The sequence below is a fragment of the Streptomyces yerevanensis genome (assembly GCF_000716805.1).
GTDB classification, from domain to species: domain Bacteria; phylum Actinomycetota; class Actinomycetes; order Streptomycetales; family Streptomycetaceae; genus Streptomyces; species Streptomyces flaveus.
Genome location: NZ_JNWJ01000026.1, coordinates 41640 through 54200, shown reverse-complemented (window position 1 = coordinate 54200; position 12561 = coordinate 41640). Strand labels below are relative to the sequence as shown.

12 protein-coding genes are annotated in these 12561 nt (G+C 66.4%); 1 reads left to right on the top strand and 11 read right to left on the bottom strand.

Features of this window, described 5'->3' with window-relative positions; translation table 11 throughout:
- The 5 genes from OP79_RS26000 to OP79_RS25980 all read right to left on the bottom strand — a co-directional run bounded on the left by OP79_RS26000 (position 1) and on the right by OP79_RS25980 (position 5276).
- Entirely contained in the window at positions 1 to 978 is a 978-nt protein-coding gene (locus OP79_RS26000; RefSeq protein ID WP_033323378.1) for a helix-turn-helix transcriptional regulator, read from the bottom strand.
- Between the two features lie 178 nt (positions 979 to 1156).
- The gene (locus OP79_RS25995; protein ID WP_033323376.1) at positions 1157 to 1531 is read right to left on the bottom strand and encodes an FKBP-type peptidyl-prolyl cis-trans isomerase; all 375 of its coding nucleotides are present in this window, start codon (positions 1529 to 1531) and stop codon (positions 1157 to 1159) included.
- Between the two features lie 63 nt (positions 1532 to 1594).
- Entirely contained in the window at positions 1595 to 2536 is a 942-nt protein-coding gene (locus OP79_RS25990; RefSeq protein WP_033323374.1) for an FKBP-type peptidyl-prolyl cis-trans isomerase, read from the bottom strand.
- 109 nt (positions 2537 to 2645) lie between these two features.
- Positions 2646 to 4007, bottom strand: coding sequence for a Pup--protein ligase (gene pafA, locus OP79_RS25985; RefSeq protein WP_033323372.1), 1362 nt, complete (start codon positions 4005 to 4007; stop codon positions 2646 to 2648).
- 9 nt (positions 4008 to 4016) lie between these two features.
- Positions 4017 to 5276 (bottom strand): MFS transporter, encoded by a 1260-nt coding sequence (locus tag OP79_RS25980; RefSeq protein WP_033323371.1) that lies wholly within the window; start codon positions 5274 to 5276, stop codon positions 4017 to 4019.
- A gap of 108 nt (positions 5277 to 5384) precedes the next feature.
- Here OP79_RS25980 and OP79_RS25975 point away from each other — a divergent pair, with 108 nt between their 5' ends.
- Positions 5385 to 6401, top strand: a complete 1017-nt coding sequence (locus OP79_RS25975; RefSeq protein ID WP_033323369.1) for a LacI family DNA-binding transcriptional regulator — start codon at positions 5385 to 5387, stop codon at positions 6399 to 6401.
- A 63-nt stretch (positions 6402 to 6464) separates the two neighbouring features.
- Here OP79_RS25975 and prcA read toward each other — a convergent pair whose 3' ends face one another.
- The 6 genes from prcA to arc all read right to left on the bottom strand — a co-directional run bounded on the left by prcA (position 6465) and on the right by arc (position 12487).
- Complete coding sequence (gene prcA, locus OP79_RS25970; protein ID WP_033323367.1) at positions 6465 to 7244, bottom strand: proteasome subunit alpha; 780 nt, start codon at positions 7242 to 7244, stop codon at positions 6465 to 6467.
- A 68-nt stretch (positions 7245 to 7312) separates the two neighbouring features.
- Positions 7313 to 8158 carry a proteasome subunit beta gene (gene prcB, locus OP79_RS25965; protein ID WP_033323365.1) on the bottom strand — a complete coding sequence of 282 codons (846 nt, stop codon included), beginning with the start codon at positions 8156 to 8158 and terminating at the stop codon, positions 7313 to 7315.
- Positions 8110 to 8286 (bottom strand): endonuclease domain-containing protein, encoded by a 177-nt coding sequence (locus tag OP79_RS57140; protein WP_245685450.1) that lies wholly within the window; start codon positions 8284 to 8286, stop codon positions 8110 to 8112. Before OP79_RS57140 ends, prcB begins: the two co-directional genes overlap by 49 nt.
- Positions 8287 to 8590: 304 nt before the next feature.
- Entirely contained in the window at positions 8591 to 8809 is a 219-nt protein-coding gene (locus OP79_RS25955; protein ID WP_033323361.1) for a ubiquitin-like protein Pup, read from the bottom strand.
- 165 nt (positions 8810 to 8974) lie between these two features.
- The gene (dop, locus tag OP79_RS25950; RefSeq protein ID WP_078492010.1) at positions 8975 to 10486 is read right to left on the bottom strand and encodes a depupylase/deamidase Dop; all 1512 of its coding nucleotides are present in this window, start codon (positions 10484 to 10486) and stop codon (positions 8975 to 8977) included.
- A 234-nt stretch (positions 10487 to 10720) separates the two neighbouring features.
- Entirely contained in the window at positions 10721 to 12487 is a 1767-nt protein-coding gene (gene arc / locus OP79_RS25945; RefSeq protein WP_033323358.1) for a proteasome ATPase, read from the bottom strand.
- Between the last annotated feature and the right edge of the window lie 74 nt (positions 12488 to 12561).

Sequence of the window (12561 nt, the reverse complement as noted above, 5' to 3'; positions counted from 1 at the left end):
TCAGCCCTTGGCCACGGCGCGCAGCCGGTCCACGACATCGGCCCGCAACTCGGCGGGCTCCAGGACCACCACATCGGGCCCGAACTCCACGAGCCAGGCGTCCAGGCCATGCCCGTACGGAATCTCCAACTCGTCCCAGCCATCGCCCAGTTCCCGTACGGAGACGGCCTTGGCGCGCAGCGGGTAGCCCGCCCCGCTGCGGAGCCGGATCAGCGCGGAGCGGTCGGCGGTCTCTCCGGCCCAGCTCGCGACGGTCTCCCGCACGGTGACGACATCGGGCACCTCGGCCGTGAACTTCCCGCTCCGGTTACGGACCTTGCCGGTGATCCGCGACAGCCGGAAGACGCGCTCGGCGCCCCGGTCGCGGTCCCAGCCGGCCAGGTACCAGTGGCCGCGCCAGCACTCCAGCGCCCAGGGCTCGACGATGCGGGGCTCGGGGCGGGCGGCGGTGGCCTTGCGGTAGTCGAAGGAGACGGGACGGCGGTCGCGACAGGCCAGCATCAGCGGTTCGAAGGCCGCCTCGTGCACGGGGATGTGCGGCTCCAGGGCGCCATGGGCCTCGTACGGGTCGACGTCCTCCGGCAGTCCGGCCGCACGCAGCTTCTGCAGGGCGCCGCTCGCCGCGCCCGCGAGGCGGGCCTGCTGCCAGACCTTGGCGACCAGGCCCAGGGCGGCGGCCTCCTCGGCGTCGAGCGCGATGGGCGGCAGGCGGTTGCTGTCCCGGCGGGCGAGATAGCCGACCTCGCCGTCCAGGCTCTCCACCGTCTCGATGACCAGGCCCAGCTCGCGCAGATCGTCCTTGTCGCGCTCGAACATCCGGTTGAAGGAATCGTCCGAACCGGTCGCGCCGCTGCCCGGCCTGAAGGCCTCGACGTAAGCCTCGATGGAATCGCGCAGCTCACGCTTGCTGAGCGGCCGCCGCGTCCCGAGCAGACACAGCGCCAGGTTCATCAGCCGCTCGGCCTTGGCAATGGCCATCGACGCCCTTCCCTATGGTGCTTCCGATCGATGACCGTACCGCTCCGGAGTGTCGTGGCAAAAGCCGAGGGCCCATGCCCGACAGGCATGGGCCCCAGCTGATCGGGTCTGGTCGGACCAGATCACACGGCGTACGAGGACCGGCCCGCGAGCCACTCGCGGGCCGGCCCCGCGAAAATCAGACCGCGACCAGGTCGCAGACGAAGATCAGCGCCTCGCCCGGCGCGATACGGCCGCCACCGGCACCGCGATCGCCGTACGCGAGGTGGGCGGGGATGGTCAGCTGACGGCGCCCGCCGACCTTCATGCCCTGCACACCCTGGTCCCAGCCGGAGATGACCTGGCCGACGCCGAGCTGGAACTCCAGCGGCGTACCACGGTTCCAGGAGGCGTCGAACTCCTCGCCGCTGGAGTAGGCCACGCCCACGTAGTGGACCTTGACGAAGTCGCCGGCCTTCGCGACCGGCCCGTCGCCCTCCCAGATGTCCTTGATCTCGAGGTCGGCCGGGGGCTCGCCGCCCGGGAAGTCGATCTCGGGCTTCTCGATGCTCACTGCACTGGCTCCTGTGTCGTACGTACGTCATGCCTGACGAATGATTGGGCAACCTGCCCAGTCTTACATCACGGCCAGGATGTCGGCGGCGAAGACAAGCGTGGAGTTCTTCGGGATGCCCTGTGTCTCCTGCGCACCGAAGGCCTGGTCGGGGGGCAGAACGAGCAGCACCCGGCTGCCGACCTTCTTGCCCACGAGACCGTTCTTGAGACCCTTGATCGTCAGCTGGTCCAGCGGGAAGGTCTGGGTCTTGCCCGTCTTGTAGGTGCTGTCGAACTGCTTGCCGCCCTCCCAGAGCAGAGCGGAATAGTTCACGACCACACTGTCGGTCCCCTTGACCTCGGCACCGTCGCCCTCCAGCACGTAGTTGGAGACCAGCTTCTTCGGCGGGTCGACGTCCTTCGGCATGGTCACCTTCGGCTCCTTGCCGTCGGTGTTGGTGCCGACCTTGGGCAGGCTGATGTTCTCCTGGGCGACCTCCGTGCCCTTCGCCGAGGCCGGGATCTTCGTGCCCTTCACGATGTCCACGACAAAGACCAGCGTGGCGTTCGCCTTGATGTCGCCCTGACCCTGCGCCCCGTACCCCTGGTCCGGCGGGATGACCAGCTCGACACGGCTGCCGACCTTCTGGCCCTCCAGCCCCTTCTCCCAGCCCGGGATGACGCTGCCGCCGCCCAGCGTGAGCGAGAACGGCTGACCCCGGTCGAAACTGTTGTCGAAGGGCTTCGCCTCGTCGTACTCCTGCCCGAGGTAGTTCACCTCGGTGGCGTCGCCCTTCTCCAGCTTCGCGCCGTCGCCCTCACTGATGACCTCGACCTTCAGCCCCTTCGGCGGAGTCCCCTCCCCCTTGGCGATGGTCGGCTTCTTCCCGAACTCGGTGCCCTTGGTGATCGCGGGCACTCCGTTCTTCGCGGCGGTGGAGTCGGAGCCCTTGTCGTCATCACTTCCGCAGGCCGCTGTGGAGAGCAGCAGCAGGGGGACGAGAAGGCCGGCAATTCGGCGCACGTGTTCCTCAGATCTCAGACGGCACTGTGGTTGCCCGCCACCCTAAGGTGTGCCACGGGCTCCGTACGAGAACGTACGGAGCCCGTGGCCGGTTCCCCTCAATGCGCGCCTACATGCCCGCGATGAGCTTCTCCACCCGGTCGTCGACGGAACGGAACGGGTCCTTGCACAACACCGTGCGCTGTGCCTGGTCATTGAGCTTGAGATGGACCCAGTCGACGGTGAAGTCCCGGCGCTGCTCCTGCGCCCGCCGGATGAAGTCGCCACGCAGCCGCGCCCGAGTGGTCTGCGGCGGCACGGACTTACCCTCGAAGATCTTCAGGTCATTGCAGATCCGGGTGGCCTGTCCCCTCTTCTCCAGCAGGTAGTACAGCCCTCGACGACGGTGGATGTCGTGATACGCGAGGTCTATCTGCGCGACCCGAGGATGCGACATCGTCATGTTGTGCTTGGCGCGGTACCGCTCGATGAGCTTGTACTTCATCACCCAGTCGATCTCGGTGCCGATCCGGTCGAGGTCCTCGGCCTCGATCGCGTCCAGCGTGCGACCCCACAGCTCGAGGACCTGCTCGACGGTGCCGGTGCGGATGCCGCGCCGATCGACGAAGTCCACCGCCTTCTCGTAGTACTCGCGCTGCACCTCCAGGGCGGAGGCCTCACGGCCGCTGGCCAGGCGCACCTTGCGGCGGCCCGTGATGTCATGGCTGACCTCGCGGATCGCCCGGATCGGGTTCTCCAGGGTCAGATCGCGCATCACCGTGCCCGCCTCGATCATGCGCAGTACGAGATCGGTGGCGCCGACCTTGAGGAGCATGGTCGTCTCGGACATGTTCGAGTCGCCCACAATGACGTGCAGGCGACGGTAGCGCTCGGCGTCCGCGTGGGGTTCGTCACGCGTGTTGATGATCGGCCGGGAACGGGTCGTCGCCGAGGAGACGCCCTCCCAGATGTGCTCGGCCCGCTGGCTGACGCAGTACACCGCGCCACGCGGGGTCTGCAGCACCTTGCCGGCACCGCACAGAAGCTGCCTGGTGACGAGGAACGGGATGAGGATGTCCGCGAGCCGGGAGAACTCCCCGTGGCGGGCCACCAGATAGTTCTCGTGGCAGCCGTAGGAGTTGCCCGCCGAGTCGGTGTTGTTCTTGAAGAGGTAGACGTCGCCCGCGATTCCTTCCTCGTGCAGGCGTCGTTCGGCGTCTACCAGGAGTCCTTCCAGAATGCGCTCGCCGGCCTTGTCGTGGGTGACGAGTTCTGTCACGTTGTCACATTCCGGTGTGGCGTATTCCGGATGTGACCCCACGTCGAGATAGAGGCGGGCGCCGTTTCGCAGAAAGACGTTGCTGCTGCGGCCCCATGACACGACACGGCGGAAGAGGTACCGCGCCACCTCGTCGGGGGACAGTCGACGCTGTCCCCTGAACGTACACGTGACGCCGTACTCGTTCTCCAGCCCGAAAATGCGGCGGTCCATGACTGAACATTACGCCTGATGCCCTGTGCTGAAACGAGGTTCGGGTGCACCGTTTCGATCATTTTCCGATGCGACTTCAACCACCGCACCGCTGCCCGTAGCTGCGAGGACCCGCCCCGTGGCCAGCAGAACAAGCAGCGCCACGGCCCCCGCGACACCCGGCAGAGCGAAGCCCGACACCGCGCCACCCCACTCGACGACCGGTCCCGCAAGCCCCGTTCCGACCGACATCCCCACCGTGAACGTCGTCACAAGCCAGGAGAACGCCTCGGTGACGGTGCCCCTCGGCGCATGCCGGTCGACCAGGACGAACGAGCAGGCGATACAGGGCGCCAGAAACACCCCGGAGAGCGCGATCAGCACCGCCATGGCGACCACACCCGGCGTCAGCGTCAGCGGTACGTAGAACACCGCCAGAAGCGTGACCAGCATCCGCAGTCGCCGCTCCGGCGCACCGCTCCACTGCCGCGCCCCGTACACGGTGCCCCCGACGAGCGCGCCGAGCCCGATGGCCGCCATCAGCCAGCCGTACGTCACATCCCCGCCGTTGTCGTCCGCGTACGACATCGCCGCGACATTGATCGAGCCCAGCGCGATGCCCACGAAAAGGAACGCGCCGAGCAGGACAAGCAGACCGGCCGAGCGCAACGCACCGAGCCAGTGCGCCTCACGCGGCGCCGAACGCCACGCGCGCGAAGGCCGCGACACCACCACGGAGAGCGCGCCCAGCACCCCTATGACGTTCAACACAAGGAGCGCGGCCTGCGCCGACCACAGCGACACGCACAGCGTGACGAGCAACGGCCCCACGGTGAACATGACTTCCTGCGCCACGGCATCCATCGCATACGCCGTGTGCACCTGGTCCTCCTTACGGAGGACCGTGGGCCACAACGCCCGCAGACCGCCCTCCAGAGGCGGCGTGAAGAACCCGGCGACCACCATCAGGACGTACGCGAGCGCAAGCGCCCCGATGCCCGTGAAAGCGAACACCGCCATACCGAGGGCGGAGACGAGCGCGGCAGGCAGCTGCACACGCGGCTGCCCGAGGAGGTCCACCAGACGCCCGAGAACTGGCTGCCCCACGGCATTCGACACCCCGTACACCGCGGCCAGCGCGCCGGCGAGGCTGTAGCTGCCGCCCTCGGCGCGGACGAACAGCAGGACGGCGATCGCGGCCACGGCGTTCGGCAGCCGCCCCACAAGAGTGCCGGCCAGCAGCCGAGCGGCGTGCCTCGTTCTGAGGATCTCCAGGTAACGCGCGGCCATGTCACGCCCTTCTCGTAGCCCGTGGCAGCTGACGTTGTACGTATAACTTCCTTGGTCATACGTACCATGTGGCCAGTCCGCGAGTCCAGCAGAAAGAGCAGGTCGACGGTGGCACGAGGAAGCACCCGCCCCACGAGCCGCGACGTCGCCCAGGCCGCCGGAGTCTCCCAGGCCGCCGTCTCCCTCGTACTGGGCGACAAATGGCGCGGACGAGTCTCCGAGACAACAGCCGAACGAGTACGCCAGGCCGCACGGGAACTCGGCTACCGGCCGAACCTCGCCGCCCGCAACCTACGGCTCGGCCAAGCACGAACAGCCCTCCTGGTAGTGCCCGCACTCACCAACGAGTTCTTCGCCGCCGTCTACGAAGGAGCCGCCCGCATCGCCGCCAAACACAGCTTCGGCGTCGTCCTGTACCCCTCACCCGAAGGCATCGGCCCTGCCCGCGACCCGTTCGCCTCCGCACGAGCCGCCCTGGACGGCGTCATCGCCTCCTCCATGGCCTCCGAAGCCCTCACAGAAATCCGCGGCGACGACCTCCCCCTCGTCATGCTGGACAGCGACCCGGCCGGCAGCCTGGGCGCCACCACCGTCAACCTCGACATCACCGACGGCATGCGCCAGATCACCGAACACCTGCTGACACTGGGCCACCGCCGGTTCCTCCACCTCGCCGCAGACATCGACTCCTGGACCTTCGACGTACGCGCCCGGGAACTCGCCGCCCGCGTGGCAGAACGAACCGGCACCGACGTACGCACGGCAAAGGCGCCCATCACCATCGAAGGGGCACGTGCCGCGGCCGAAGACGCCCTGCGCGCCCCCGGGCCCCGGCCCACCGCCGTCATCTGCGACGACGACAAACTCGCCGTCGGCGCCTACAAGGCCGCCCGCCACCTCGGCCTGCGCATCCCCCACGACATCTCCGTGACCGGCTTCGACGACCTGGCCCTCGCCACAGCCATCGAACCCGAACTCACCACCGTCCGCCTCGACGCCGAACTCTTCGGCGAACGCGGCATGACAGCCCTCCTCGCCGTCCTGGAAGGCGAAACACCACCGGAAGGCAACATCCCCGTCGAACTCGTCGTACGAGGCTCCACAGCGCCACCACGCCCATCCTGAACGCCGACGCGCCCCGGCCCCGCTGCGAGGCGGGACCGGGGCGCAAGGTGACGACTGGCGGACTTACTTCTCGTCGGACGCGTCCGACCCATCGGCATCGTCAGACCCATCGGACTCGGCGGCGTCCCCAGCCCCGTCCGAACTGTCACCCTCCAGCAGGCGGGACAACTGGCCGCCCACAATGCGCTTGAACTTGCGCTGCTGCGGACGCGTACGGTCCAGAACCGCCACCTCAAGGCGCTCCGCGGGAATGTCCCGCTCGCTGCCATTGGTATCGCGGGACAGGGCCTGAACGGCCAGCTTCAACGCCTCGGCCAGAGTCATACCGTCCCGGTGACGCTGATCCAGATAGGTGCTGATCTGCTCGGCGTTACCACCGACCGCGACCGAGCCATGCTCGTCCACGATCGACCCATCGTGCGGCAACCGGTAGATCTGGTCACCATCGGGCGTCACCCCGACCTCGGCCACCACAAGCTCCACCTCATACGGCTTCTCCGCCGAACTGGAGAAGATCGTGCCGAGCGTCTGGGCATACACATTGGCCAGACCGCGAGCAGTCACATCGTCACGATCGTAGGTATAACCCCGCAGGTCGGCGTAGCGAACACCACCGATGCGGAGATTCTCGTACTCGTTGTACTTGCCGGCGGCCGCAAAGCCGATCCGGTCATAGATCTCGCTGAACTTGTGCAGCGCACGGGACGGGTTCTCGCCGACGAAGACAATGCCGTCGGCGAACTGCAGCACAACCAGGCTGCGGCCACGGGCGATGCCCTTGCGCGCATACTCCGCCCGGTCGGCCATGGCCTGCTGAGGTGAGACATAGAACGGCGTCGACACCGGCTATCCGTCCCTTTCTGTGGAAGTCACTCGATCACCTGGACAAGAGGGGCCCACAAGGGCCGCAGTCAGAGCAACGCCGCACGCGGACCGTCAGGCTGCTCCATACGCCGCTCCAGGATCGAGCGGGCGATCTCAGAGGACTCCTCATCCGTGAGACGGCGGAACCCGTCATCGGTGATCACGGTGACGAGCGGATAGATCCGACGCGCGACATCAGGACCACCGGTCGCCGAGTCGTCATCAGCCGCGTCATACAGAGCCTGCACGACCAACGTCGTGGCCTGCTCCTCGGTCATGTCCTCGCTGTACAGCTTCTTCATGGCACCACGCGCGAAGATCGAACCCGAACCCGTCGCCGCGAAACCATGCTCCTCGGAACGACCACCCGTAACGTCGTACGAGAAGATGCGCCCCTTCCCGCGATCCACGTCAAACCCCGCGAAGATCGGCACCACGGCGAGACCCTGCATGGCCATGCCGAGATTCGACCGGATCATCGTCGACAGACGGTTCGCCTTGCCCTCCAAGGAGAGCTGCGCACCCTCGACCTTCTCGAAGTGCTCCAGCTCCAACTGGAAAAGCTTCACCATCTCAACAGCCAGACCCGCCGTACCCGCGATCCCCACCGCCGAGTACTCATCAGCCGGGAACACCTTCTCGATGTCCCGCTGCGCGATGACATTCCCCATGGTGGCCCGCCGGTCACCGGCTAGCACGACACCGCCGGGGAACGTGGTGGCCACGATCGTGGTGCCGTGCGGCGCCTCGATCACTCCCTTGACAGCGGGCAACTGCCGGTTCCCCGGCAGGATCTCGGGCTGGTGATCGGACAGAAAGTCCATGAAGGACGACGAACCGGGCGTCAGGAAGGCAGCCGGTAGACGCCCGGTGCTACGAGTGTTGGCTTCCACGCGTTTCCTTCCACGTATGTCGCAGCCCGCCTTATGACGTCGGGCCGATCCTTGAACTGCCCCAGCGCGGCGTTGCGGCTGAAGCACAGTACGCCTCGGACCCTACCCGTCTCGTGGCAGTGATCCACATGAATGACCGGAGCCTTTGGACTGATCACGCGGAGCCCGTCCGGGAGGCGATCATCTCGGCGCGCTGGGCGCCGGTCGTGCCGTACTGGCGCTTCAGGTAGACCCTCGTCCCTGGGTCGCCTTACCAGGTGTCGGACGTTCTTCCCACGTGCGTTCTGATGCCTTTGCCGACTCTCCGCCCAGCACTCTCTGCAGCGCGGTTGGAGCCCGTCACGAGACGCCTTGTTACGCGAAGGCGTCCCGTGACTGGACCCTCTGACAGCGAGAGCACTTCTCCCGCCCGAGAGAATCGGACATTAACCCCTATTCCCCACCTTTTTGGACAAATGACCGAACGAAGTCCTCGGCATTCTCCTCGAGGACATCGTCAATCTCGTCCAGGACGGAGTCCACGTCGTCGCTCAGCTTCTCCTGGCGTTCCTTGAGGTCTTCCGATGCCTGCGCGTCCTGCGCAGTCTCCTCGACCTCCTCGGTGGAACGCGTTGCCTTCTGCTGGCCGCCGCCGGTGTCCTTGGTCGCCATAACCCTCACCCCGCTCGGTTCGACGTTCTTGATCAGACCCTACAAGCAGGGTCCGACATTGGCCCCGCAGTTGCTACAACGTTCGGGGACCACCTTCATGATTCCCGGACGCCGCCCTTTCCACCCCGCCGGCCTCGTTCCGCTGGTGGGGCCTGCCGGGTTCGTTCAGCCGCCGGAGAGGACCTTGACCAGGTCTTCTGCGGTACGGCAGCGGTCCAGGAGCTCTTTCACGTGATTACGCGTTCCGCGAAGCGGCTCGAGGGTTGGTACGCGTTGGAGCGAGTCCCGGCCGGGGAGGTCGAAGATCACCGAGTCCCAGGAGGCGGCTGCGACGTCGTCCGCGTACTGCTCGAGGCAGCGTCCGCGGAAGTAGGCGCGGGTGTCCTCTGGTGGCTTGGTGCGGGCTCGTTCCACGTCTGTGTCGTTCAGGAGGCGCTTCATCTTGCCGCGGGCCGCCAGACGGTTGTAGAGGCCCTTTTCGGGGCGTACGTCGGCGTACTGGAGGTCGACGAGGTGGAGTCGTGCCGCGTCCCATTCGAGGTTGTCGCGGCGTCGGTAGCCTTCCATGAGCTCGCGTTTGGCGACCCAGTCGAGTTCGCCAGCGAGGCTCATGGGGTCGCTTTCGAGGCGGCCGAGGACGTCTTCCCAGCGTGTGAGTACGTCCTTGGTCTGTTCGTCCGCGTCGGAGCCGTATCGCTCTTCGACGTATTTGCGTGCGAGTTCGAAGTACTCCATCTGGAGTTGGACTGCGGTGAGTGTGCGGCCGCTGCGGAGCGTGATCAGGCGCTTCAGTGAGGGGTCGTGTGAGACCTGGTGGAGGGTGCGTACGGGCTGGTCGACGGCGAGGTCGACCGCGATGAAGCCGTCCTCGATCATGGACAGGACCAGGGCGGTCGTGCCCAGCTTGAGGTACGTGGAGATCTCCGACAGGTTCGCGTCGCCGATGATCACGTGCAGGCGGCGGTACTTCTCGGCGTCGGAGTGCGGTTCGTCGCGCGTGTTGATGATCGGGCGCTTGAGAGTCGTCTCGAGGCCGACTTCGACTTCGAAGTAGTCGGCGCGCTGGCTGAGCTGGAAGCCGTGTTCGTGGCCGTCCTGGCCGATGCCGACGCGGCCTGCGCCGGTGATGACCTGGCGTGAGACGAAGAACGGCGTGAGGTGGCGCACGATGTCTGAGAAGGGGGTTTCCCGCTTCATCAGGTAGTTCTCGTGTGTGCCGTAGGAGGCGCCTTTGTTGTCGGTGTTGTTTTTGTAGAGGTGGATCGGCTGGGCGCCTGGGAGCTGGGCCGCTCGTTCGGCGGCCTCTGCCATGATGCGCTCGCCGGCCTTGTCCCACAGGACTGCGTCCCGTGGGTTGGTGACCTCTGGTGAGCTGTATTCGGGGTGTGCGTGGTCGACGTAGAGCCGTGCCCCGTTGGTGAGGATGACATTGGCGAGGCCGATGTCCTCGTCGGTGAGCTGGCTGGCGTCGGCGGCCTCGCGGGCGAGGTCGAAGCCTCGGGCGTCCCGCAGCGGGTTCTCCTCCTCGAAGTCCCAGCGGGCGCGGCGCGCCCGGTGCATCGCCGCCGCGTAGGCGTTGACGATCTGGGACGAGGTGAGCATGGCATTGGCGTTGGGGTGGCCGGGGACGGAGATCCCGTACTCCGTCTCGATGCCCATTACTCGCCGTACAGTCATGCGGCCCTCCTTGCCCGGCGGCGCCCTCGGTCGGGGGCGCCGCTCAAGTACCGCTGGCGCTCCGGTGCGTGTGCGGTGCCCGTCCCCGCACTGCGCGACTCGGCGGTATGGAAGAGCCTAGAACGCCTTTGCGCTGGTGGGGAGATCATTTGCGTCATTGCTCCGCTCCGGTGGTGCCCTGAAAAACAGTCGACTGCGGGTACCCGGTGAGGGCACCCGCAGCCGCCCTGTCTTTTACAGGTACTGACCGGTGTTCGCCACCGTGTCGATGGAGCGTCCGGTGTCTGCGCCCTGCTTTCCGGTGATGAGGGTGCGGATGTAGACGATCCGTTCGCCCTTCTTTCCGGAGATGCGGGCCCAGTCGTCCGGGTTGGTGGTGTTCGGCAGGTCTTCGTTCTCCTTGAACTCGTCGACGCAGGCTTGGAGCAGGTGGGCGACCCTGAGGCCCTTCTGGTTGTGTTCCAGGAAGTCCTTGATGGCCATCTTCTTGGCTCGGCCGACGATGTTCTCGATCATGGCGCCGGAGTTGAAGTCCTTGAAGTAGAGGACTTCCTTGTCGCCGTTGGCGTAGGTGACCTCGAGGAAGCGGTTCTCCTCGGATTCGGCGTACATCTGCTCGACCGCGGTCTGGATCATGCCCTGGACCGTGGCGCCCTTGTCGCCGCCGTGCTCGCCGATGTCCTCGGGGTGGAGGGGGAGGCGCTCGGTGAGGTACTTCTGGAAGATGTCCTTGGCCGCTTCGGCGTCCGGACGCTCGATTTTGATCTTCACGTCGAGGCGGCCTGGGCGCAGGATGGCGGGGTCGATCATGTCCTCGCGGTTGGAGGCGCCGATCACGACCACGTTCTGCAGGCCTTCCACGCCGTCGATCTCGGCGAGCAGCTGCGGGACGATGGTGTTCTCCACGTCCGAGCTGACGCCTGATCCACGGGTGCGGAAGAGGGATTCCATCTCGTCGAAGAAGACGATGACGGGTGTGCCCTCGCTGGCTTTCTCACGGGCGCGCTGGAAGACGAGGCGGATCTGTCGCTCGGTCTCGCCGACGTATTTGTTGAGAAGCTCGGGGCCTTTGATGTTGAGGAAGAAGCTCTTGCCCGTGGCCTGTCCGGTCACCTCGGCGACCTTTTTGGCCAGTGAGTTGGCGACGGCCTTGGCGATGAGTGTTTTGCCACATCCGGGAGGCCCGTACAGCAGGACGCCCTTGGGCGGCCGCAGTTCGTGCTCCTTGAAGAGGTCGGGGTAGAGGTACGGGAGCTCGACTGCGTCGCGGATCATTTCGATCTGGTTGCCCAGACCGCCGATCTGTTCGTAGCCGATGTCGGGGACCTCTTCGAGGACGAGTTCTTCGACCTCGCTCTTGGGTACGACCTCGTAGACGTAGCCGGATCGGGGTTCGAGCAGGAGGGCGTCGCCGGGGCGGATGGTGACGTCCATCAGCGGCTCGGCGAGTCGTACCACCCGTTCCTCGTCGGTGTGCCCGAGTACCAGGGCGCGCTCGCCGTCCTCGAGGATTTCCTTGAGGGTGACGATGTCTCCGACTCGCTCGTACTCCATGGCCTCGACCACGTTGAGCGCTTCGTTGAGCATCACTTCCTGGCCGCGCCTGAGCTCTTCGAGTTCGACGCTGGGGCTGACGTTCACCCGGAGCTTGCGGCCCCCGGTGAAGATGTCGGCCGTGCCGTCCTCGTTCGCCACGAGGAAGACGCCGAAGCCGGCCGGCGGCTGTGCGAGCCGGTCGACTTCCTCCTTGAGGGCCACGATCTGGTCGCGGGCCTCTCGGAGGGTGTTGGCGAGCCGCTCGTTCTGCGCGGACACGCCGGCCAGGTTGGTCTGCAGCTCGACGATCCGCTCTTCGAGAATTCTCGTGTGTCGCGGAGAGTCGGCGAGCTTACGTCGCAGGACGGCGATCTCCTGCTCAAGATAGGCAATCTGCCCGGCGGGGTCCTCGGACCCTCGTCCCGGGCGGATGCCGCGGTTCATGTCGTCGTCGTGGGCTGCCACGGTCCTCACCTCCTCCAAGGGGAGCTGGACGCTTCCAGACCCTACCTGGGTGGGTGTCGATTGAAACCCCTAGA

What these genes read in the sequence shown, in the direction of transcription:
- OP79_RS26000 (WP_033323378.1), bottom strand. Translation starts at nt 978, where the DNA reads ATGGCCATTGCCAAGGCCGAGCGGCTGATGAACCTGGCGCTGTGTCTG.
- dop (WP_078492010.1), bottom strand. Translation starts at nt 10,486, where the DNA reads ATGACTGTACGGCGAGTAATGGGCATCGAGACGGAGTACGGGATCTCC.
- pafA (WP_033323372.1), bottom strand. Translation starts at nt 4,007, where the DNA reads ATGGACCGCCGCATTTTCGGGCTGGAGAACGAGTACGGCGTCACGTGT.
- OP79_RS25980 (WP_033323371.1), bottom strand. Translation starts at nt 5,276, where the DNA reads ATGGCCGCGCGTTACCTGGAGATCCTCAGAACGAGGCACGCCGCTCGG.
- OP79_RS25955 (WP_033323361.1), bottom strand. Translation starts at nt 8,809, where the DNA reads ATGGCGACCAAGGACACCGGCGGCGGCCAGCAGAAGGCAACGCGTTCC.